Source organism: Micromonospora aridisoli, from assembly GCF_056150025.1.
The window spans coordinates 329,985-351,786 of record NZ_JAXCFK010000008.1; the positions used below are offsets into that span (position 1 = coordinate 329,985).

Sequence of the window (21,802 nt, forward strand, 5' to 3'; positions counted from 1 at the left end):
GCGGGGAGTGCGATCACAGGGGCGGGCTAAGGTCGCCGGATGGGCGTACCGGATTACATCCTGCGGATGCGCAAGCACGTCGGCCACGACCTACTCTGGCTACCCAGCGTGAGCGCGATCGTCCGCAACGACGCGGGTGAGCTGCTGCTCGCCCAGCGGGCCGACGACGGCCGCTGGTCGGTGGTGAGCGGCTTCGTCGAGCCGGGTGAGCAGCCGGCCACCGCGGTCGTCCGCGAGGTGCTGGAGGAAACCGGCCTGGAGGTCGAACCGCTGCGGCTCAGCAGCGCGATCTCACACCCGCACACGTACCCGAACGGCGACCACTGCGAGTACCTCAACCTCGGCTTCCACTGCCGCCTGCTGGGTGGGGAGGCGCGGGTCAACGACGACGAGTCGCTGGACGTGCGGTGGTTCCCGCCGGGGCGGCTGCCCCACCTCGACGAGCACGCCCGGCTGGTCATCCGGCACGCCCTCGGCGGGGAGACCTCGGCGTTCTTCCTGCCCGCCGGCACCCTCTGGGGTGAGCCCGGTGAGCTGGAGCCCGCCTGAACCACTGCGCCGGTACCTGACCGACCTGGTCGCGGCGGCCGGCGAGGTGCTCGGTGCCGAGCTGTGCGGTGCGTACGCTGCCGGTTCCGTGGGTCTGGCCGCGTACCAGCCGGAACGCAGCGACGTCGACGTGGCGCTGGTCTGCGCCGGTCCGTTGGACCGCACGGTCGCCGGCCAGTTGGTGGCGCGGCTGCGGCACGAGTCCCTGCCCTGCCCGGCGCGCGGCCTGGAGCTTGTCGTCTACCGGCGGGAGGTGGCCCGTTCCGGCACCCCGGAACCGGGTTTCGAGGTCGAGCTGAACACCGGTGCCCGGATGGAATTCCGGGCGTCGTACGGCTCGGCGCAGCGGCCGAGCGCCGACGGCCTGTTCTGGTACGGCCTGGACCGCAGCATCCTGCACCAGAGCGGGCGGGCCCTGTTCGGCCCGCCCGCTTCGGAAGCCTTCGCCGACCTGGCGCCCGGTGACCTGCGCCGGCTGATCCTGGACGCGCTGCGCTGGTGGCTTGAGCGACCGGTACCCACCGGCGAGGTGCCCGCGCCCGGAGCGGAGGACGCCGTACTCGGCGCCTGCCGCTCCTGGGTACGGCTGCGGTGTGGGGTGTGGCTGTCCAAGACGGCCGCCGGCCGGCGGTTGCTGGACGAGGCCGGACCGCTCGTCGACGCCGACACCATCGAACTGGTCGAGCGGTCGGTCGCCGCCCGCGACGGCGGTGTCCCGCCCACCGGGTCGGCGGCCCGCGCCTTCCAGCGACGTGTCCTCGCCGAGCTCGCCGGCCCGCCGACCTGAGCCGGCCTTTCCGTCCGGACGGAGCGGTCAGTGGCAGGGAACCTCGGTGAAGTCGATGTGGCTGGTGCGGACGCCCCAGCTGAAGCGGTATCCGTCGCACTCCTCGTAGAGCCCGCCCACGATGCTGGTGTGGGAGGAGTCGGAGTAGTAGTGCGTCGTGCACTGGTAGTTGAGGGCACAGACCCGGGCCTGGGCGGGTGCGCCCGGCAGCAGGGCGAAGACACCCACGGCGAGGGTGGCCGCGGCGAGGGTACGACGGACCATGACAATCCCTTCGACGACACGGACCGGTACGGCGGGTGGCCGACCGGTTACCCAGATGATAGAGATCTGTCAATCGGGGAGCATCCACCCAGGTAGCAGACGAGTTCGGACTTCCGGCATCAGCCACAGCGGCGGCTCTCGGCCGCACCGGAGGTCACCGAACGTGGCCCGCTCAGCCTGTTCGCGCCGCACAAGATGCGGAGATCGACCTCACCGTCGCCGCCGACCTGGCGCTCGCCCGGCACCAGCCGCGCACCATCGAGGAGCAACTGGAACTGTGAGCACCGGCGACACCACCCTCCCTCGCCGTACCGCGCAGCAGCCGGACATTTCTCCGCCGGTGAAGCTCCCCCCGTCGCTGGCCGGTGACCCGTCGCTGCCGTACCCGACGATCGGCACCGAACTGCACGAGTTGCGACTGCAGATCCCCGGGGTGCAGGGAAGTGTCCTCGGCGGGGTCGACGGCCTGCTCATCACCCACGACGTGCCGGACCCGCTGGACCCCGACGACCTGACCGCGATGGCGGCGGCGACCTTCGGCCTCGGCCGGCAGGTCAGCCTCCGCCTCGGCCAGGGCGAGTTCCGCCAGTCCACCGTCCGCAACGAGGCCGGCTACTTCGCCGTGTACGCCGTCGGCCGGCACGCCCTGCTGTCCGTGGTCGGCGCCGACGCCATCAACGTCGCCCGCCTGCACCTGCACGCCCCACCGGTAGCCGACCGCCTCGCCAAGCTCCTGGCACACCACTGAGCCTGTTCGCTCAGGTTCGCCCACGACCACGTGGCGTCCGCACCCACAAGGGCGCCCCGATGATCACGCGGTCCACCTGTTCACCGAGGTAGCGGCGACCCCGGTCCAGCAACACGTCGCTGTAGATCTCCGCGAACCACTCCAGGTCGTCCACCTCGTCGAACGTGTACGCCTGCCCACCCCGTTGGGACGTCCGCCCGCCGCGTTGCCCGAACGCCACGGCAACGGCTTCGAGCGAGATCGCCTGAGCGTCGATCCGTTCAGCCATGTCCTGCGGGAAACCCTCGGCCAGCCAACTACTGATCGACCATCCCGAGGACGTGCCTTCGGCACCGCTGACCCGAAGCGGCTCCGCGTGCACGAAGCCGGCAACGTTGTCCCTGCTGCCGAAGAGGCAGACGGCAACACGGGTGCCGTCGGAGGCCTGCGTGCGTGCGCCGAGCACAAGACGCGCGGGCGAGCGGCCGACAAGATGGGTGAACTCGACCGGCCCGACTCCCTTGGCGAAACGGACCTTGGGCGGGGTGACGAAGTCCTCCACCGCCAAGGCCCCGACGGCCCGCTCGATCCGATCCGCGATCTCGTTGCGGTACAGGGCACGCGGCGCTCGTTCGAACTCGACGGCCGAGTTGAGCACCGGAACCGAGACGGAGAGCTTGGACCTCCACCGTGGGTTGAGGTCGATCCCGGCGTCCTCGGCGATGGATCTCACCCTGCGGCCGGACCAGTACGAGTACCGAGTCACATCCCCGCGCTCACCCACCCGGCCAAGCCTCCTGGGCATCCGACGACGCGTCAACCGTTGAGTTAAGGATTCTTGACACAATGTCAGCGTTGCTTTACCTTGGCAATGTCAAAGTTTCTTGACACGGGAGCGACGCATCTCCTCCGGTCCGCCTCCCATCGACATCGTCGTCCCGGCCGCCCACCTGGCGGCCGATGCCCGGTTCCACGTCAGGGCAGGCAAAAAGATCACGAACACCCCCGCCGCCCCACCCGGATCGAGAAGGAGCCACGATGCCCGCGCCAGCCCGCACCGCTCGCATGACCGGGCTTCTCTATCTCGGCATGGCCGTCACCGCCGTCCTCGGCTTCCTCGTCGTCCGTCCGCAGCTCTTCGCCGCTGACGACGCCGACGCGACGCTGGCCAATCTGGTCACACATGCTCCGCTCGCTCGCGTAGGCGTGGCCTTGGAGTTGGCCATGGTCGTCGCCCAGACCCTCACCGCCGTCTGGCTCTTTCGCCTGTTCCGCACCGTGGACTCCTTTGCCGCGGGCGGGATCGCCGCGTTCGGCCTGGTCAACGCGGGCGCGGCTCTCGTGAGTGCGGCGATGTTGGCCACCGCGATCCAGGTAGCGGCCGACCCGGTCGGCGACGCGGCGGCCACCGTCCAGGTCCTGCACCTGATCAGCCACAACATGTGGGGCGTCGGGGCACTCTTCTCCGGCCTGTGGCTCATCCCCATGGGCTGGTGTGTGCTGCGCTCGGGATGGATGCCCCGACTCCTGGGATGGATCCTCGTGGTCGGTGGCGTCGGGTACGTGCTCAGCCCGTTCGTCCTGTACCTCGCCCGCGACGCCCAGGTCCTCTTTGACACGATGGCGTATCCCGCGTCCGTCGGGGAGTTCTGGATGGTCGGCTACCTGCTCGTGCGCGGCGTACGCCACCAGGCACTGAACGAAGCACCGCCCACGGTCAACCAGCCGTCACTCACCTCGTGATCCGGCCAGAAGTGGAGCCGAAGAGGCCAACCCACTCCAGTAACTGAGCCTCACCTGCTGCCGTTCCCCGTCATTCTGGTGGGCGACGGACGAGTCGACCTGTACGCCGGATTATGAACGTGAGACGTGCCCTGAGCAGGCGCTTCGTTTGCCAGGTACCCGCTCAGGGCGTCGCCAGGGCGTCCGGGCAGTGCGGGGGTGGAGCAGCGAACGCGCAGCGGTCCCGGCTGTCAGTCGTCGAACTCGAACCCGCCCGCCTTGGCTTCCGCGACCAGCCGCCGCAAGCGTTCGCCGTCGGTCGCGACCACATTCATCCGAGCTTTCAACTCCTCCAGCGCGCTCCGATCGGTGCCGTTGGCGCAGAACATGCCGGCCTCGGCGTCATAGTCGAACCGACCTTCGAGCGCCTGGGCCTCGGTGTTGACGAGGACTTGTGCGACGCCTTCCCAGAAGTACCCGTTGGGCTCGTGACCGAGTTCATCGATCAGGTCGTCAACGGGAGTAGTTCCCGCCTCCAGCAGCAGCGAATACTGCCCCTGGGTCGTCTCAATCAGGCTAAGCAAGGTCATCTGAGGAGCCTGGCACCGCTCGGTGGTCGGAAACAAGATCCCGGCAGTCGGCATCACGGGCGCAGTCCCGGATCTCCATCCGCAGGCTCGAACAGTCGGTCGATAGCCTGCCGGGTACGTTCCTCGCTGGCCGGCATCAGGTGCGTGTAGACGCGGAGGGTGAAGCCGGGGTCGGCGTGGCCGAGGTATGAGGCGAGGGCCTTGATGCTCTCCCCCGCGTCGAGCAGCGACGAGGCGTAGAAGTGACGTAGCGCGTGCATCCCGGTGGCCCTGGTCGGCGTGATGCCGGCCGCCACGACAGCGGGCCGCCAGCTCTTGTTGTCGAAGGTGCGTCGGTTGATCGCGCCGCGCCGGGTGGTGGTGAACAGCAGCGGCACCGTGACCCGCTCGTCGGTGGCCGGGTCCTCCCACGGCAGGGTGAGTGACACCGGGGCGAAGTCGTCGACGTGCTGCTTCAGCACCTGGGCGACGGAGTCGGGCAGCGGTATCCGGCGGTCCCGGTCGTTCTTGGGCAGCCCGAAGACCAGGCGGGAGCGGACGAGCTTGACCTGACGGCAGACGTGCACCCAGCCGCCGTCAAGGTCGATGTCGTCGACCCCGAGGCCGAGGATCTCGCCCTGTCGCAGACCGCAGCCGGCGCCCAGGTCGACCATCGGGCGGTACCGCTGGGCGAGGCCACTGCGGATTGCCGAAACCTGTTCGTACCGCCAGGGCACTACCCGGCGTTGCACCGGTCGCGGTGGCTTGACCGATTTTGCCGAACAGGGGTTCTTGGCGATCCGTTCGTCATCGACGGCAGCGCCGAGGATGGTCCGCAGGTGGGCGAAGATGACGGCCCGGGTCGCCGGGGCCAGCTTGCCGACCATCTCCGCGTCCCATGCCCGGATGTGGCCCGGCTTGATCTCGGCCAGCTTCTTGGAACCGAAGAACGGCAGCAGGTGCTTGCGTACCCGAAACTCCGTGACCTCCCGGGTCGACTCGTCGAAGGAACGGGTGCGAAGCCAGGTTTCCGCGTACTCCGCGAAGGTCATCCGACCGGCAACCGGGTCGACGTACGAGCCGCGCAGCTTGTCCGACTCGGTCGAGACGAGGAACGCCTCCGCCTCACGCTTGGCCCGGTCCGGGAACGACTTCTTGCGTTCCTTGCCGTCCGGGCCGATGTACCGCACCCGGTAGCGCAGGCCCTTGCCGAACAGTTCCGTCTTGACCCGCTCCCGCTGCCCGCCCGGATGACGCAGCGTCTTGTACCAGCGATCCTCTACGTGTCCCATCAGGCCGCCGCCTGCTCACGAACCCAGGAGCGGACCGCTTCCGGCTCGTACCGCAGGTGTCGACCGACCCGAGCTGCCGGCGGCCCGTACTTGACCTTGCGCCAGCGGTACAGCGTCTCGGGCGGTACCCGCAGGTACGCCGCCACGTCTCGGATCGTCCACAGCCCATCGTTCGCCGCCATCACAGCCCCTCCCCCGTCCTGCTGTCCGTCTCCGTCGTCGATGCGGTGGCGGGGAGCTGGGCGGCGCGATCCTTGGCGGCGAGGAGTTCGGAGCGCCAGCGGGCACGTTCGCCGATCGCCCGGAGCAGCCGGTGGGCCATGGGGCCGACGTCGGGATCGTCGGGTCGGGCGAGTTCCCAGGCGTAGCGGACCGGTTCGACGGTGGCGCCCTGGTCGTCGACGCCCTCCAGGCCGACGCTCACGCCGAGCAGCGCCCGCACCCAGGCCCGTACGTCGTGCTTTTGGTCGGAGAGGGTCTTGCCGGACCAGTCGCGGGAGATGAGGATGCGCCGGCCGCCGATGCCGAGGGTGTCTTGCTGGTGGACCTTGCCCTTGCACCGGCCCGGCTTGAGCTTCGCGTGTGCCCGCTTCGGTTGGATGCCGTAGAGCAGCCAGTTCGCGCAGCGGTCGGTGCAGGGGGTGATCTGGAGTTCCTGCCAGAGCCGGTCGAGGTGTGCGCGTTGCCGGTCGGTGGTCGCCTTGTGGACGTCTCCCGTGTGCTTGGTGATGTATTTCGTGACGTAGCGGATGGTTCGTTCGGCGTCGTCGGTGCCGGGCATGACGCCGCGTGCGTCGACCTGGGAGCCGAAGCGCACGACGTGCACCGGTTCGGCGTCGGGGTCGGCGTCGATGGCGTCGAGGGCTTCCGTCCAGGTGGTCAGCGGCGCGCGGGTGGCCGGGTCGACCCACGCGGAAGCCTGCTCGTCCCAGACGGGTAGCCGGTCGAGGGTGTACCGCTGCACATCCACCGCCGGCCACCACACCTGGTGATAGGTCGCCGCCGCCACGGTCCGGAGCACGTCACGCGGGATGGTGCCCCGGATGGCGAAGTGCGCGTGTGGGGCGAGTCGGCGTTGGGGCTCGACGCAGCCGGCGTACTGGACGTTCCAACCCTCGCAGCGGCGAAGGTTCTGCCAGAAACGGTCGAGCAGCCGAGGGAAGTGCACCGCGTCCCACGCCGCCCGGCGGTAGTCGTACCGGTCGGGATTGAGCGGGGTGCCGTCGGGGCGCACCGGGCCGTAGGAGTCGAGGGTGAGGGTCAGCCACATCGACGGGCGGTAGGTGGTGCCGTCGGGGGCGGTGTAGGTCTTGCCGACGGTGCGGCGCTCGACCTTGCGCCAAGGTAGGTCGGGGGCGTCCTGGCGACGGCGGGTGGAGCGCTTGCGGCGCCGGCCGTTGTCGTCGTCGGCCTGGTCGTCGTCGCCGGTCGCGTGTGGCGGGGCTACCCGGCCCCGGAGTCCTTCGGCCGTGATGGCCTCTTCGACTTCGCGGATTGCCTCGTCGAGGTCGGCGACCTGGTCCCACTGGCTGGCCCGGGATGCCTCATCGCGGGAGAACTCTAGATGCCCGCGCAGCAGGATCAGCGCCTTCTGTTCCTCGGTCGCCGGCTCGGGTGGCGGTAGCGGCTCGTCGTCGCGGTGCCAGCCCTCCCGGATCTGCGCCTGCCGCAGCCGGCGGTTCTTCTTCGCGCACGGCCCGCACTTGTCTTCGCGGGTCGCGCCGCAGGGCAAGTCGATGACCTCGGTCAGGCCGGTGTTCAGGTCGGTGCGGCGCATGGCAAGGGGGCGGACGCAGACGCCGTATTCGGCCGCGATCTCCTTGAGCACGTCGACCGAGCGCGGTAGTGCCATGCGGGCCGCCCGCGACCCCGGCCGAGGTGGTGCAGCCGGGGTCGGGGCGGGTTCGAGGCCGGGCAGGGTGGCAGCGGTCATCGGATGATCCCCACCACCTGACGCCGGTCGGGCTGGACGACGCCGCGCGGAGGCAGCACCGAGACTGATGCCGGCGGCATCACTTCAGCAGGCGAGACGGGCTCGGCCTGCTCGGGTTCGTCGTACCGGTCGGCCTGCGGCTGGGCCGGCCCCGGTGCCGGCACGGTGGCGGGTGCGCTGGACAGCACGACCTTGACCAGGGCGAGGAACGCCAGCGACGGCACGGCGGCGACGATCCAGCCCCATACCGACGGCTCAGCTTCGGCGACCTGGGCGGCGAGGGAGAGCAGGGCGAAGGCGACCAGGAGGACACCGACGAAGCCGACCGGTCGACCAGCGCGACGCCGGGCGCGGATTTCCAGGCCGAGGTAGATGGCCATGAGTTCGACGGCTACGGCGTTGGCCCAGCCGATCCAGTGTGGTTGGCCGTGGGCGACGGACAGGTCGTGGACGTGGGTGAAGGCGGCTGCGCCGGCCATGGTGCCGATGGCGACCAGGATGGTCAGGCGTACGGCGGATTCGATGCGGTCGCGGGTCACCGGCGGCTCCCGGTATCGCGGACGGTCAGGGTGATGCGGATGCTCTGGCCGTCAAGGTCGCGGCGGCGGTTGACCATGTGCGCCAGGCCGTGCAAAGCGGCGGCGAGCCGGTCCGGGCTGCCGTCCAGTTCGATGTGCAGCGGCTTGATCCGGTGGGTGCCGAGGAAGAAGCGCTTGAGGGACATCGGTTACCTCCGGGCCGGGGCGACGCGGGTACGGATGTGCTCGGGTGGTTCGCCGAGGGAGGCGACGGCTTCGGACAGGCAGCGCCACAGCGCCCACGCCTCGTCGGGGGTGAGGTGCATGCGACGCCGGCCGCCGCCGACGGCGAGATAGACCGGGTACGGGTCGGGCCGCTGCGGGTCGACGCGGACGGACACGGCAGTGCTGGCCTGACCGTCGGGATGCGGTGCGCGCAGCCGGTAGAAGGTCGGGGTGGTCACCGCGGCTCACCCCCGTCGGTGTCGCGCAGGATGTTGAGCAGCGAGTCCGGCAGGAGCGGCCCGCGTGGTCGGGGCAGCGGCGGACGGGTGGGTTCGGGGGCGGTTTCCCGGCCGACCTGGGCGAGGATGTCCGCCGCGTCAGCCGGCGCCGGATAGTCGGCGGCGAGCTGGCGGATGTCGTCGTCGGTGATGTGGGAGAAGCGGACCCGGGCGGGTTCGGGGGTGCCGTCGAGGATCACGTACCCGACGCCCTTGGCCCATCGGGGCATCTGATCGGCCAGGGCGCCCCGGTTGCGGGCACCGTCACCAAGGACGAGGTCGACCTGAGCGGCCTCGGTCAGGCCGAGCGCGATACGGGTCGGGAACAGATCCCTAAACGGCAGCACCTCCTTGCGCGGGTCCTGCAACGCGGCCACCACCAGGACGCCGACGCCGGCCCCCTGGGACAGCAGCAGCCCGAGCGAGGAGGCGATGCGCTTGCGCAGCTCGACATCCTGGAGGTACGCGGTCAGGGCGGCCATCTCGTCGATGACGACCACGACCAGGGGGTCAGCCTCGGTCGGCGTGTGCACCCGGACGGTGCCGGCAAGCCGGGTCTGCCGTTCCCGCAGCACGGTGACGGCCTCGTCCAGGAGGTCGGCCATGGCCTCGAAGGACTTGCCGGCGAACCGGGCGAACAGCGGTCGGCCCATGGCGAACTCCATGCCGCCCTTGGGGTCGATCACCCACAGCCGCACCAACCCCGACGAGATCCCACCGGCGAGGGCGCGGACCAGGGACCACAGCACCGAGCCCTTACCGGAGCGGGTCGCCCCGCCGATCAGGACGTGGGTGGCGAGCAGGTGCAGCGACCAGTGCCGTAGGTCTTCCCGCCGGGCCAGGGGCAGCGCGGTGAGGTCCGGCACCGCAGGTACGTCGAACGGCTTGACCACCGTGCGCAGCGCGTCGGTACGGACCACGACCAGGTACACCAGCGACGGCCGGTCCCGGTACCGCACCCGGTCGATGACGCCGAGGACGAGCGCCCAATAGCCGGTCCGGGCCGGAGGATCACCGGGACGCTCCGAGTAAACCCGGGCATGGCGGCGACCGAACGCGTACGCCAGATTCGCCGTGACCTTCTGGAACTCCTCCGGCGTCTGCCCGCGCACCATGCGAACCGTCAGCACATCGAGCGCCTGATCCGAGCGCACCCGCAGCAGCTGCGGCATGACGGACCGATGGTCGTAGGTGCGGGTCAGCCCGCACAGCGTCATGGCCTCCCGCCAGGCCCGCCGGTAGACGAACACCTGACGCCACCAGCCCAGCACCGGCCCCGCCAACCAGGTCCACCACGATGCTTCGTGCTTCCACCGCCACAGCGCCGACACCAGGCCGGCCAGCACCAGCGGCACGACCAGCCCGGCCCGACCGAACTCGACGTACAGCCACACGCCGGCCACCACCAGGCCCACGATCACCGGATGCCGCACACACCAGACGACAGCCCGGAACAGCAACCGCAGCACCATCCCGAGCGCGATCAGCCACAACGGCAGCTCAAGCCGCCGAGGACGGATCACCATCAGATCCCCGGCCGTGGTCATCACGACCTCACCACGCGGCCGGCGAATCATCGAACACCCCACACGACCGCTACCAGCACCCGCCCAATGACGGGCATACCCTTGGACACGTCACGACCTCTCTCGACAGAGCAGGGGAAGAGACACCAGGGGGCGGGGCTGCCGTCCGCCAAGACCAGACAGCCCCGCCCCCACCAACAGCGGCTACGCCGCCACCTTCTTGCCGCCGACCACCGGAGCACGCAGCCCAGTCGCCCGCAGCGAATACGCCATCCGACCGTTGTTCGCCACGTACGGCGTCACGGTCATCCCGTCGAACTCCACCGCCTCGAACGGCGCACCCGACGGCGGCACCGGCTGATAGTCAGCCGAGATCTTCACCGTCGTCTCCCGCGACCGCTTGCCCAGCTCAGGGTCAAGGTCCATCACCCGGACCTGCCACACCCGCTGACCGGTCACCTTGTCCTTCGCCGGGGACCGCCGACCCGTCTTCTCGTCGTAGTCCTCGACCTCACCCAGCGACTCGGGCACCAACGCGCACCCCGCCGGGAACACGTCCTCGAACCGCACGGCGAACCTCGTACCGCCACGCAGAGCCATCGCTCACCCTCCAACTTGTTGACTTGTCTGCCAAGCTGCGGTCCAAGGTAGACGGCACTTGGCAGACAAGTCAACAAGTTCTGGTCGCGAGTCGCGACACCAGAACACGCGCCCCTGCCGAACAACTACCGGATCGGACTATTCAGTTTTTTTCTAGCTAAATCACTACTTGAACATAGGTCAAAAATTTGACTTCACTGATTGATCAGAATGACTAGAATCTCTCCTACAATTGCGTCCATCATCCATAGCCCAAGCAAATGTAGATAGGATTACAAGTTGGCTCCAGGGATCGAGCTGATAGCAACCCGCGCTTTAACGCGTGCACTTACTACACTTACACAGAAGGCGTTATCCACCCGATCCGCCAACCAGACGAAAGGGTCAGCGCGTGCCGCAATCTCAACAAGCTTCGCCTCCAATTTACTTGAAGAGTTAAGCGGCGACCAATTAGAAGGTCTCACGCGATACCTGGAATCACCAGACTTTGACGAAGTCGCGTTACATGTCGCACTAGGTCAGCTACTTCCGGGGCAGAAAGCCGATGAGGTCCGGGCGGCTGTTAGAGCAGAAATAATTGCCGGATTGCGGCATTTCGCACCACTCGACGCGGGACAACGGACGGGCCTTGCCGACGTTCTGCATGATGCGTTACTAATCGCGGTCACAAGCCACGCTATTCAATCATCACGGCAACTTGTAGATGCCGCTTCAGCTGCCGGGATAGGACATATATCGTCTCTAGCCGCCCGTAAAGGTGCACTTCTTGAACGAACGGAAAGCCTGAACAGCTTCCATGACTTTGGGCGCAGAATGCGAAAACAGGTTGTGGCACTACATGGGGAATTAAAACTCCCCCACCTAGGGAGCCGTAAAGCTGTAACTTACGACCAGCTGTACGTAGACCCTCCGCTAGAGTTCCAGAATACCAATACCGCCGCAGCATCGCTGCCTGAGATTGTTGCGTCATCCAAGCGCTTGGTCGTGCTTGGGAATCCCGGAGCCGGCAAGTCTACAATGGCCGCGAAGCTCGCACATGACGCTGCGATGGGAGCCCTGGATGAGGGACACGAGAAAGTTCCATTCCTCGTAGTCCTAAGGAACCACACTACAACCTTCAGCTCTGGAGGCCGACCCCTCATCGACTACCTCAAGAGTTGCGCTGCCGATCCGTACAACGTCGAGCCGCCGCCAGATGCGGTCGAGTATCTGGTGAGCGTAGGTCGGGCCGTTGTCATTCTTGACGGACTCGACGAACTGATAGAAGCGGATCTTCGTCGCCGCGTCGTCTCATTGATTGAGGGCTTCATCAGCGCCTACCCTATGACCACCGTACTCGTGACAGCTAGGTCTGTCGGATATGAAGATGCGCCGTTCAGCTCTCGCGTCTTCGCCCATGCAAATGTGTCTGACTTCGATGACGATCGCGTGGCACTCTATGTTAAAAAGTGGTTTGCGCTGGATGATCAGACACCGCGTAACCAGCAGCAGGCGCTTGCTGCCAGCTTCCTTCGCGAGAGCGCCAGTGTTCCCGACTTGAGGCGAAGCCCCCTCCTACTGTCTCTACTATGTGGGATGTACTCGACTGAGGGGTACATACCACAAAATATGGTGGAGGCATATGAACACTGCGCCCTTCTCCTCTTCCGACACTGGGACAACTTGAGAGGCATCAGGGGATCAACCGAGTTTCATGCCCGAATTCGCGGCGCTGTTCAATACCTCGCCTTCGAGCAGTTGGGTGGAGTCTCAAACTTCGGCTCAAACAGTGCCATGTCTCGTCGCCGAATGACTGCTTCAATCGCGACCTATCTCACAGCAAAACACTTTGACCATGACGAGGCACTAAAAACAGCCGAAGAGTTCTTAGACTTCTGCACCGGGCGCGCATGGATATTGTCAGACGTTGGTGCAATGAATGGCCAGCCCACTTACGGGTTTACTCACCGCACATTCCTTGAATATTTTGCGGCAGAGTACATTGTCAGAACTAGGCGCAGCATACCCGAGCTGCATGAAATGCTGCGAGACAGGATCTCCGGCGGAAGATTTCATGTAGTTGGGCAAATCGTCTTACAGTTGTTCGACAGAACGACGGACGACGGCGCAGATGAACTACTACGAATGCTCATCGACGAAGTCCCAAGCGGCCGACCGGATGACCCAGCTCTTGTGGCATTTGCATGCCGAGCACTGTCCCACGTAATGCTTTCTCCCCAGACCATACGGATGGTCGTGCGAGCCGCGATTCAGCTCGATGCCAATCTCGAATCAGTGTACTCCTCAGGCTCGACAAGGAGCGGCTCCGGCGAAAGCGTGAGGTCTGCTCGGCACCTGCTGGAGTCCGCCGCCAAGTCGATCATTCAAGATGGGATGCCAGCCAACGCTAGGCCAATTCGGCTAGCCGTTGCAGCCGTGCTGAGCGAAGTCGACACTTCCAAAGGGCTAGCAGCTTATATGCTCCGCGAGCTTCCGCGTTTAGGATGAACTGACGACCATGCTAAAGCTTCGGGGAGCCAGAGAAATGCGCAAGGAAGAATACCCCAGCAATGAGCTGATGCGACCGCCGGGCCTCGATGATACAACCGTTGAGGCGCTAGGAGAATTGAGTAAGTCGCTTGAGACAATTCACCGAGTTCGTGGACACCTATACTCGGCACACCAGCTTGTTGGCGGCGCAGACCTCACGCTTGACCGCGTGGTCGAGCTGTTGCGACAGGCAGGGCACGATGAGGTGGCCGACCGGGTGGAGCGGGAGTTGCTGGGCCGGAACGTCCTACCGGGCCGCTGGACCTTCCAGATCATGGAGGAGTTCGACGACGGCTACTACGCCGCGTTCCAGGAAGTCGAGCGATACGCCCGGGAGACGCTGGCTGGCGGTCGACGGCACATCTATGAGGCGGAGATGAAGGAGCGTCGGCGTACCCCTGGGATGCCGGGGCATGAGGCTACGCCGCAGGAGTGACCGGCAACCCGTTCGGGAGCATTGAGGCCAGGGCTTCGGCTCTGGCCTCGATGATTCTCATGCGGCCTTCATACTCGACGGGTTCGCGGTGGGCGGCTTGGCTGGTGACCTGGCCGGGCCATTTGCGGTAGAGCAGGCCGTGTTCACGGGTGAAGTAACCCTCGCTGACCGCGCTGGCGGCCAGGAGTAGGCCGGTGTCCTCGGAGGCCGGGAGTGCCATCCAGCCGCCGAGGGCCAGGAGCAGATCCCGGCGGATGCAGAGGGTGGCGGGGTGGACCTGGGCGCGGTAGCCATTGGCTTGCCAGAAGGCCAGGACGGCACCGCGGCCGATGGGTCCGCCGGCCGGGTCTTTGTCCCATCCGACGGTTGACCCGTCGGGCATCAGGTCCAGGACCCGGGAAGTCGTCCACCTGATCTGCGGGTGAGCCTCGAAGGCGGTGATGTCCCGGGCGAGGGCGCCAGCCGTAAGTTGATCGTCGGCGTCGAGCACCTTCACCAGGCTGCCGGTGACGCGGGAGAGAGCGAGGGTACGGGCAACACCCGGGCCGCCGGGACGACCGCCGCCGATGCTGATGCGAGGGTCGTCCGGCAGCACCTGGGCCAGCGTTCCGGTCTGCCCGTCCTCCTGGACGAGCCACTGCCAGTCCCACCCGTCGGGCATGTCCTGCTTGACCAACGAGTCGTACGCGCCGGCCAGGTACTCGACACTCGGGGCGTGGACCGGGGTGATGACCGAGACTAGCTGCGTCACGTTTTCCACCGTTGCAGTTTGTGGGAGTAGACCAGTTCCGTCCGGTCCCCTGGCATCACCACGTCGGCCACCTCGACGACCCGGCCGGCGGTGTCGATAGAGGTCTTGCGCACGGTCAGCACCGACACGCCCGGGTCAATGTCGAGCAGTTCGGCCTCATCCGGCGACGGCGGACGCGCCCGGACCTCCTCGTCGATGCGGTCCAGCTCGACGCCGATCGTGTAGAGCTGATGCTGGGAGCCACCGGGCCAGGGCTCGTTGTTCTGGTCGAGCAGGTCCGGGTTCGCGGCCACCAGGTCATAGGGCAGGTACGAGTACGACATGGTCAGCGGCGCGTTCTCATGCCGCGACGACGTCCAGTACACCCGGCGCAGCAGCGGCGTACCCGGCTCCACCTGCAACGCCGCCGACATGTCCGCGTCGGCTTCCACGCGGGTGTACTCGGCGTGGAACTTGAGGTCATCGACGGTCAGGCCGGTGTCATGCTCGGTCGCGCCGGTCTTGAGCCGCTCGTCCTGGTCGAGCAGGACCCGGTCCTTCTCCCACTGGTACCGCTCCGCGTTACGACGCCGCACCCGCTGGCGCGGTGCCCGTACATAGGTGCCGCGCCCCTGCTCCGCGCGGACCAGACCCCATTCGCGGAGCTGGCGGATGGCGTTGCGGACACTGGTGCGGGACAGGCCCGACGTGTCGGCCAACTCCGTCTCAGACGGCATCAGCGTGCCGGGGGCGAGTTCCCCGCTCGTGATCTTGACCCGCAACTCTTCGGCGAGTTGCAGGTAACGAGGGCGCCAGTCCCGGCCATGCACACCGGTCACCGTACCCCCTAGACGTTCCAACGACTGCCAGGTGGTCCCACCCGCCGGCCGCTCCGGCACCGGATCCACCGCCACCACCGGCCGTCGCGGTCGATGCGCGGGCACCGGAGTACGGCGGGAGCTGCGGTCAGTGGCGGTCATAGTGTCCCTCCAACGGTTGTCCCTTGGTCATCACCCGCCACCGGGCGTAGGTCAGTTCGTAGATCAGCCGATCGAGCTGCACCCGCGACAACAGCACCGATTCCGTGCCGCCGGAGCGGGTCGCGTCGACCTTGACGACCGGGTCGCGGCGCCGGAAGCGGTCCAGGAGCAGTTGCACGCTCACCCAGCCGCCGCCCTCGCTGCCGATCGTGGCCAGCAGTCGGCGGTGCATCGGATCGTTCGGGCCGCACCCCCGGCACCAGTCAGGACACGAAGCCTCGTCGGCAGTGCCGGCCGCCTGGGTGTCGGTCGGCTCGTCACTGTCGCCCATGCTCGCCCTCCCCTAGGCCGGCGGCTTGCGTCAGGAGCGAGCCGAGCTGGTCGACCAGGTGCTTCGTTTGCGGGAGGGTGAGTTCGGCCCAGCCGGAGCCGGCCCGGCACGAGGCGTGCACCACAACCGTCGGCGGTTCATCGTCGGAGCCGATCAGGTACGACACGACCAGCCCGGCCGACCGGACCTCACCCACCCGCAGCAGCACACCCCGATGGCGACGCGCCATATGGGCCAGCACAGGCGGCACCAGATGCCCGCACCGATCCGCCGCACACCACGCGGGATGGCTCGCCACGGCAGGCCGCCTGCTCGTCTGACTCATCGCGGCCACCGCCCACCGTTGCCCCGAACCATCTGGCCTCGGGTCAGCAGCGGCGCATGACGCAGCGCCGGCAACTCACGAGTCCGCTCCAACGCCCACCGCAGCGGAACGGAGTTACGAGCAGGGACGCAGTCGCCGGAACGCCGTCCGGCTGCGGATCCGGCCTGGTCCGGCTGTCGGCGGGACCGCCAGAACGAGAACCAGGGACGTCGACGATGAGAGCCAGGCATCGCACCTCCAGGTATAGGAGCCGGCGGCCGACAAGGGGGAATCAGCCGGCCACCGGCCCGACAGAGGGCACGGCACACCGTCCGACACCGGACGGGTCGGGTATCACCGAGCCACCTTGTACGCGCGACCACCGCAACCGGCCCACCAGGACGCCGCGCCTCACGACCAGGCCGACGCAGCACCACCCCTGATACACGTCGTCATCCCAGCCGCACACTCGGAAACGTACCTACAAGTGGACGAGTTGTCTACACGTCAAAACGACGCTCCCGCTTGGCACTTGGTAAGACAAGTGCCAGGTACGGTGAACCGGTGCCCACCCCGCACTACGGACAACCCCGCTACCGCGTCATCGCCGACGAGCTACGCAAGCGAATCGAGAACGGCGATATCCAGCCCGGCACTCTACTGCCAGCGGAGAACACCCTTGCTGCGGAGTTTGGGGCAGCCCGCGGCACCATTCGCAAGGCAATCGACGTCCTCCGGGAAGGTGGCTATGCCGCCACCGAACATGGCAGAGGAACGTACGTAACAGGCCAAACATCTTCCTCACCGGACGAGGAGGAGGTGAGACAGAAGGCGATACCTGCCGATGCGCGCCTCGCGGCTCTTTTCAAGATCGAGGTGGGTACGGCCGTTATCGAGCGGGAAACCGTCGTCCGTCGAGATCAGCGAGTCGAATCAGTGGTCAGGGATTATATGTTGCGCCCTGTCGATCCGAGGCACAGCTCAGCCGTCGATGCTCCTGAAGGCAGCTCTTGACGCTTCGCACCGCCGCTTGGGCGCGAACCCGACGCTCCGCTGTTGCACCACGCGGCCCGCAACAAGCCCGGCAGATGGCATGGGGAGATAGAGCCCGGCATCCCCATAGACGGCTACATGGAGCCTTCGACCTGACGGCTTGACTGTATGATCGGGTGACCTCGAATACACGAGGAGGGATTACGAGTCGTGCGGATCGAAAGGACTTGAATCTCGCCTGCCGGTGTAGGCACTCCCTCCAAGTCTCACCTGTTGGACCTGGCCTGCGGCCAGCCACCTACTCCAACGAAGGGAGTGCACCGGAATACACAAACGTTCAAGGAGCGCTACCGTCGCCGCCTTCTTGCCTGACTTAACTCCATCTCAATAACAGCCTCCCTACCCGGATGGGGAACATCACGCAGTAGCGGCTCAGGGTAGGTCAAGGTGATAAGGTTGATGGATTGCTTAAGCTTCCGCTCCAGCGGGGGAAGCCCGTTGTCTGCCACAATGATTTGGCATGCAGGGTATGCAAGCGACAGGCGATACATTCTCTCGTATAGCCGTTGGCCAGCAGCGATGTCGTCCGGAGTATTCCCAAGGCTCGTGCGAGGACTGTCGAGCAGGAGGGCATCAGGCATGAGATATTCTCTGCTACTCAGCGAGTATGCAAGGTTCGCAAGGTAATAGGCGCCGTTCGCGAGGGTCTTACTGGCTCCACTAACACTTAAGCGGTCGAACGAGTCTCCATTGATAACGGGAAGATAGGTCTGGGGGTCTATTCCTGCTTCCTGATAGCCAGTGAAACGCAGCTCTCGAATCTCCTCGTCGAATATTTCGCCCAACTCGAGAACCCTGTACCTATTCGCCTCAAGTCGTCGCCGCTCGTCCGCCTGTCGTGAACGATTAGCCTCCAATTGCTGATCAAAGCGGCGCACTCTAGACTCAAGTTCTTCGTATTGATCCCACTGATCTCGGAATCGCTCAATGTCACGGAGCCGGGCACGGGCTCGCTCGCGGTCGGCCGCAGCCTCGCTTGCTTGGTCAATACTCGGAAAGATTTGCCGAGGATCGGCCTGTCTTTCCAAGTCGCCCGCAGCCTCAGTGAGCTGCTCACGAAGCCTATTTACTTGATTCGTCCATTCCGAAAGATAACCCTCGTCTTCTCTTAGAAGCATTCGGGCCTCTTCCTTTTGCGCCAGCATGCGAGTTACTGCTGCATCGTGATTACTCCGCGCCTGCGAACCGGACTGGGATGGTTGGGGCTGAGCACAGAGGAGACAGGAACCTGGATCGAGGTCTCGCTCAGAAACGGATTGTAGGCAACGCGGGCAAACACTAAATTCAAGACCCGAGATAGAATTCTTCGCGTCCGCCTCACGCTGTGCTCGCAGCGCGTCGAGTTCGAGCTGCGCGAGCAAGGCGCGACCTCGGTCAACTGCGACCTGGGCTAGCGCGCGCTCCGCCTCAGCGTCTGCCGTCGCAGTTCTAAGGGTCGAGATTCTCTTTCTAAGCTTCTCTTGATCAGCGCTAATTTCCGCGCCAGCCGTACGCCTTGCTTCTTCTAGTCGTCTTTCAGCTTCAATGAGGTCAGACCGTGCTTCTGCCTCTTCAACTGCGAGCTGAGCTTCATGGGGAGCACCGACACTGAACAGGAAACGGCGGACAGTCTCTGCCTCCAATTTTGCCGCGCCCTGCGCCCGCTCTAATGCAGCAGCATCAACCTCTAGCTCTCGGATTCGTTCGTCAGACAGGCCGTAAGCCAGCTCGAAGATGGCACGCCTTTTCCTATTTGTGAATGGATCATTGTGTCCGGCCACTGATGAATTTACGTCATCTTGCGGGAGGTAAACATACCGGAAAAGGTCGAAGAAGGTTAGAGGCTCGCTACCCATGTCACTGTTATTACTCAGACGCGTAATAGGAAACTCGAGAAGCTTAAGAATTTCTATTCCGGCCCTGGGCATTTTACCCGACGTAGCAGTCCATCGGTCGGTGGAGCCATCTGCATGGGTGACCGCAACTTGATTCTGCCCGAGTGCGCGACTTAAGCTCAGTCGATCCGTCCCGATAGTCACATCCAATACTACGCTCTGAAGATTTTCCTCGATTGCAGTCATTAGTTTGGCGCTTTTGGCGCCAAGAGCGAATTTTAGCAGCTCCAACATACTACTCTTGCCGGTCTTATAGCTTCCTGTCAGGACGTTCAGCCCCGGTTGGAAATCGTATCGGCTCGTAGCCTGAGTGGTCTTAAGGTCTAAGCGATGAAACTGAAGGTGGACTGCCATTATTCGATCCTCAATCGTATGCCAAATTAGATGTAGGTGCGGTGGGGGCGGTCAACTACATCGGGCAAGTTCTCGTAGATCAAGTCCTTGAGCCGATTTCCGGTCGTGTTGAAGTTCGCCGCAATAAACTCGCAACGTTGGGCAGTCAATCGCCAAGTCGGCAGGGCTGCGAGTTGAGATGCGATCCGCTTTCCGTCTCTCGTAACAGACATCCGCAATCTCCCCTTCCCTGCTGTGCTTTTTACGAGACCAGTACCGAGGAGGATGCCGAGGATGGGGTAGTACCTGTCATCCCATGGCCCATATTTGTATCGGATCATGCGGCTTTCTACCGCTAGCCGCTCATCATCGGTTGCCCTCAAGTGCGCAGGCGGCACTTCACTCGCCTCTATAAGCGAAAGCTTTTCCAGCAGTACTGGATACCTGAGAAGAAAGTCTAATTTAGCCAACTTGGTCAATCCGTCAATCCCATTACGCTTGCTATGACTGAACGCCAATATCAGAAGTAAGATCCGAGCGGCGTGATAATCCAGACCCGGGTCGCGCGAAGGGCCGAGATGAGAACTCGTTTCGAAATCAGACATTATCGTCGCCTTCAAACACAGAAAGCGCTAGCTGCGTATGCTGGTGTCGGCCTCTAATCTCAGCAATCCATGGAGCCTCGTGCTGCGGATCGAACTCGTCAGACCACCAGATTTGGCACTCATCGGTCAACTGATAGACGCAGCCCAGAAGCTCGGGCAACCCGACAGGAATCTTCGGATTCAAGTCGGTGACAGAAATGAGCTGACTTAGTTCTAAATGCATCTGAGGGCCGTATGGGGCCTCAACCCTCCTTGTGCGTGTCTCCGCAATCAACGCATGACGAACAATCTCGGCTCGAATCCTTCCGACCTCGTCGGCAAACGGGCTCGGCACATCCGGCCGGAAGCTGGCCTCAATCTCGTACCAGCGCCGACGGAGGCGAGGGGCAGCCGAAACGACAGTCGGCCCAAGCAAGCCCGCACGAAGTTTGCGAGACATCGCTGTTCCGCTCGCGTGCTGATCATCAATGGCGTCGCTGGTTATGGGGATCCCGCTATCTTGCAATCTCTGCAAGAACCGGGCTTTGGTGATCATTCTGACACCTTTTGAGTGGTCGGTGAGGTCATCACCCACCATCCAATCAATATCTGGCTCGTGAGGATTGAGCCCTCGCACAGCTTCGTCCACAAGCTTGAATGCAGCGTCGTAGGCTGCTCTGGCGAAGCCGGGACGTACACCCAGCCTGGCTAGTGTTGGCCGTACTGTATCTTCAATGACGAGCGCTCGCATGCTGTGCTCGTCTCCGCCAGTACTATGCATCGTTAAGGCGGAAAGGAATTCAACGACCTCGTCAGCACTGCTAGCGCCAAGAGCAGGCTGCAAATTCCGGGCGTACCACCTCAATGCGTCAGTGTCGCGAGAGTCCGGTTTGGCGGCTAGGATTCTAGAAAGTTCCCGTGCTTGATTTTCGCCAACCTTGAACCCGTTATTGGTGACCCAACGGCATGCGTTGGATTTGTCGCTCGCAACCCAGCGTTCGTAGAGAACCTTAAAGCCACCTCTAGTGGGCAGGTCGGAGAGTGACCAGGCACCTTGATCTTGGTGTCGATGCTTGACCGAGACGAGCACGTGCGGCTGCAAGCCGTCTGGCCCAGCACAGACATAATCGGTATGCCACTCGCACAGTACCCATGGGCGTGGCTTCGTGAGCATTGCGAAACATTCCCGAGCGGTGCACGCGTATTGGTACGCATACCATTTCGCGGTCTCGTGTCCTCGGTCCTCCGCTGGCTTTTCGGACAAACCGGGTCCAAGTGGCGGCGCGGTGTCTTCATGCACGTACAGGACGCTAGGGCCTAGTCGCACTGTGTGTCCACCACCAATGCGGGCGGGAACGGCGAAGCACACGTCCCTTTATCAGCTATCCGACATTGACTAGATACGTGATCTTGAGGTACAGCCTGAGGTAAGAGACAACAGCCGGTCCATCGCGTATCGGACGCTCGGTCCTCTGAGCAGGGTGGATACCGCGCAATTGAAGGCATGGACGATCGAGGAGAGGACTGAACTCCACAAGTAATCACGGATTGTCAGCCCACACTGAGCGCTTTCCATCTGGGGTAGCGCGAGCGGGTCAGGCGTTGGGTGTCACTCGCGGGTGAGTCCCGGTGGCAGCGCGTCTTCGTCGGGTCGGACC

25 protein-coding genes are annotated in these 21,802 nt (G+C 64.8%); 7 read left to right on the forward strand and 18 right to left on the reverse strand.

The genetic code is table 11. The features are described from left to right. Positions 1–39 precede the first annotated feature (39 nt). Both SM447_RS19235 and SM447_RS19240 read left to right on the forward strand, forming a co-directional pair. Positions 40–549, forward strand: a complete 510-nt coding sequence (locus SM447_RS19235) for an NUDIX hydrolase (protein ID WP_474574198.1) — start codon at positions 40–42, stop codon at positions 547–549. Continuing rightward, positions 530–1,336 (forward strand): nucleotidyltransferase domain-containing protein, encoded by an 807-nt coding sequence (locus SM447_RS19240; RefSeq protein ID WP_474574199.1) that lies wholly within the window; start codon positions 530–532, stop codon positions 1,334–1,336. Before SM447_RS19235 ends, SM447_RS19240 begins: the two co-directional genes overlap by 20 nt. Before the next feature lie 27 nt (positions 1,337–1,363). Here the strand turns inward: SM447_RS19240 and SM447_RS19245 are convergent, their stop codons facing one another. Next, entirely contained in the window at positions 1,364–1,600 is a 237-nt protein-coding gene (locus SM447_RS19245; RefSeq protein WP_474574200.1) for a DUF6289 family protein, read from the reverse strand. A 277-nt stretch (positions 1,601–1,877) separates the two neighbouring features. On the opposite strand from SM447_RS19245, the gene SM447_RS19250 reads away from it, so the two are divergent. Continuing rightward, positions 1,878–2,348, forward strand: a complete 471-nt coding sequence (locus tag SM447_RS19250; protein WP_474574201.1) for a roadblock/LC7 domain-containing protein — start codon at positions 1,878–1,880, stop codon at positions 2,346–2,348. 10 nt (positions 2,349–2,358) lie between these two features. On the opposite strand, the gene SM447_RS19255 is transcribed toward SM447_RS19250, so the two are convergent. Continuing rightward, complete coding sequence (locus SM447_RS19255; RefSeq protein ID WP_474574202.1) at positions 2,359–3,060, reverse strand: hypothetical protein; 702 nt, start codon at positions 3,058–3,060, stop codon at positions 2,359–2,361. A 305-nt stretch (positions 3,061–3,365) separates the two neighbouring features. Between SM447_RS19255 and SM447_RS19260 the strand changes: the two genes are divergently transcribed. Continuing rightward, entirely contained in the window at positions 3,366–4,070 is a 705-nt protein-coding gene (locus tag SM447_RS19260; RefSeq protein WP_474574203.1) for a DUF4386 domain-containing protein, read from the forward strand. Positions 4,071–4,300: 230 nt separating this feature from the next. On the opposite strand, the gene SM447_RS19265 is transcribed toward SM447_RS19260, so the two are convergent. The 9 genes from SM447_RS19265 to SM447_RS19305 all read right to left on the reverse strand — a co-directional run bounded on the left by SM447_RS19265 (position 4,301) and on the right by SM447_RS19305 (position 10,990). After that, complete coding sequence (locus tag SM447_RS19265) at positions 4,301–4,639, reverse strand: Imm51 family immunity protein (RefSeq protein WP_474574204.1); 339 nt, start codon at positions 4,637–4,639, stop codon at positions 4,301–4,303. Between the two features lie 53 nt (positions 4,640–4,692). After that, entirely contained in the window at positions 4,693–5,910 is a 1,218-nt protein-coding gene (locus tag SM447_RS19270) for a tyrosine-type recombinase/integrase (protein ID WP_474574205.1), read from the reverse strand. Next, entirely contained in the window at positions 5,910–6,092 is a 183-nt protein-coding gene (locus tag SM447_RS19275) for a helix-turn-helix domain-containing protein (protein WP_204013763.1), read from the reverse strand. The genes SM447_RS19270 and SM447_RS19275 overlap by 1 nt, the downstream gene beginning before the upstream one ends. After that, positions 6,092–7,843, reverse strand: coding sequence for a replication initiator (locus SM447_RS19280; RefSeq protein ID WP_474574206.1), 1,752 nt, complete (start codon positions 7,841–7,843; stop codon positions 6,092–6,094). Before SM447_RS19280 ends, SM447_RS19275 begins: the two co-directional genes overlap by 1 nt. Then, on the reverse strand, positions 7,840–8,382 hold the full coding sequence (locus SM447_RS19285; protein ID WP_474574207.1) for a DUF2637 domain-containing protein: 543 nt from the start codon (positions 8,380–8,382) through the stop codon (positions 7,840–7,842). Before SM447_RS19285 ends, SM447_RS19280 begins: the two co-directional genes overlap by 4 nt. Beyond that, entirely contained in the window at positions 8,379–8,567 is a 189-nt protein-coding gene (locus tag SM447_RS19290; RefSeq protein WP_204020560.1) for a hypothetical protein, read from the reverse strand. Before SM447_RS19290 ends, SM447_RS19285 begins: the two co-directional genes overlap by 4 nt. A 3-nt stretch (positions 8,568–8,570) precedes the next feature. Beyond that, positions 8,571–8,825, reverse strand: a complete 255-nt coding sequence (locus tag SM447_RS19295; protein WP_474574208.1) for a hypothetical protein — start codon at positions 8,823–8,825, stop codon at positions 8,571–8,573. Continuing rightward, the gene (locus SM447_RS19300; RefSeq protein WP_474574209.1) at positions 8,822–10,411 is read right to left on the reverse strand and encodes an FtsK/SpoIIIE domain-containing protein; all 1,590 of its coding nucleotides are present in this window, start codon (positions 10,409–10,411) and stop codon (positions 8,822–8,824) included. The genes SM447_RS19295 and SM447_RS19300 overlap by 4 nt, the downstream gene beginning before the upstream one ends. 183 nt (positions 10,412–10,594) lie before the next feature. After that, a complete protein-coding gene (locus tag SM447_RS19305; protein WP_269737608.1) occupies positions 10,595–10,990 on the reverse strand; it encodes a transcriptional regulator in 396 nt (131 codons plus the stop codon). Positions 10,991–11,269: 279 nt separating this feature from the next. On the opposite strand from SM447_RS19305, the gene SM447_RS19310 reads away from it, so the two are divergent. Together SM447_RS19310 and SM447_RS19315 are read left to right on the forward strand one after the other, a co-directional pair. Beyond that, positions 11,270–13,477, forward strand: a complete 2,208-nt coding sequence (locus tag SM447_RS19310; protein ID WP_474574210.1) for an NACHT domain-containing protein — start codon at positions 11,270–11,272, stop codon at positions 13,475–13,477. A 37-nt stretch (positions 13,478–13,514) separates the two neighbouring features. Continuing rightward, positions 13,515–13,955: a hypothetical protein gene (locus SM447_RS19315; RefSeq protein ID WP_474574211.1), complete on the forward strand. Its 441-nt coding sequence runs from the start codon at positions 13,515–13,517 to the stop codon at positions 13,953–13,955. Here the strand turns inward: SM447_RS19315 and SM447_RS19320 are convergent. The 4 genes from SM447_RS19320 to SM447_RS19335 are packed head-to-tail and all read right to left on the reverse strand — an operon-like array spanning position 13,939 to position 16,225. Continuing rightward, a complete protein-coding gene (locus tag SM447_RS19320) occupies positions 13,939–14,706 on the reverse strand; it encodes a glycosyltransferase family 2 protein (RefSeq protein ID WP_474574212.1) in 768 nt (255 codons plus the stop codon). The two genes, SM447_RS19315 and SM447_RS19320, sit on opposite strands and share 17 nt — an antisense overlap. Then, on the reverse strand, positions 14,703–15,665 hold the full coding sequence (locus SM447_RS19325; RefSeq protein WP_474574213.1) for a GntR family transcriptional regulator: 963 nt from the start codon (positions 15,663–15,665) through the stop codon (positions 14,703–14,705). The genes SM447_RS19320 and SM447_RS19325 overlap by 4 nt, the downstream gene beginning before the upstream one ends. Next, the gene (locus SM447_RS19330; RefSeq protein ID WP_474574214.1) at positions 15,652–15,996 is read right to left on the reverse strand and encodes a hypothetical protein; all 345 of its coding nucleotides are present in this window, start codon (positions 15,994–15,996) and stop codon (positions 15,652–15,654) included. Before SM447_RS19330 ends, SM447_RS19325 begins: the two co-directional genes overlap by 14 nt. Next, a complete protein-coding gene (locus SM447_RS19335) occupies positions 15,983–16,225 on the reverse strand; it encodes a hypothetical protein (protein WP_474574215.1) in 243 nt (80 codons plus the stop codon). The genes SM447_RS19330 and SM447_RS19335 overlap by 14 nt, the downstream gene beginning before the upstream one ends. 639 nt (positions 16,226–16,864) lie before the next feature. Between SM447_RS19335 and SM447_RS19340 the strand changes: the two genes are divergently transcribed. Then, positions 16,865–17,314 carry a GntR family transcriptional regulator gene (locus SM447_RS19340; RefSeq protein ID WP_474574216.1) on the forward strand — a complete coding sequence of 150 codons (450 nt, stop codon included), beginning with the start codon at positions 16,865–16,867 and terminating at the stop codon, positions 17,312–17,314. Between the two features lie 326 nt (positions 17,315–17,640). On the opposite strand, the gene SM447_RS19345 is transcribed toward SM447_RS19340, so the two are convergent. From SM447_RS19345 to SM447_RS19355, 3 genes are read right to left on the reverse strand one after another with little or no spacing between them, the layout of a single operon-like run. Continuing rightward, positions 17,641–19,581, reverse strand: coding sequence for an ATP-binding protein (locus tag SM447_RS19345; protein WP_474574217.1), 1,941 nt, complete (start codon positions 19,579–19,581; stop codon positions 17,641–17,643). A 26-nt stretch (positions 19,582–19,607) separates the two neighbouring features. Beyond that, positions 19,608–20,165 (reverse strand): hypothetical protein, encoded by a 558-nt coding sequence (locus SM447_RS19350; RefSeq protein WP_474574218.1) that lies wholly within the window; start codon positions 20,163–20,165, stop codon positions 19,608–19,610. Next, the gene (locus SM447_RS19355) at positions 20,158–20,895 is read right to left on the reverse strand and encodes a hypothetical protein (RefSeq protein WP_474574219.1); all 738 of its coding nucleotides are present in this window, start codon (positions 20,893–20,895) and stop codon (positions 20,158–20,160) included. The genes SM447_RS19350 and SM447_RS19355 overlap by 8 nt, the downstream gene beginning before the upstream one ends. Positions 20,896–21,802 lie beyond the last annotated feature (907 nt).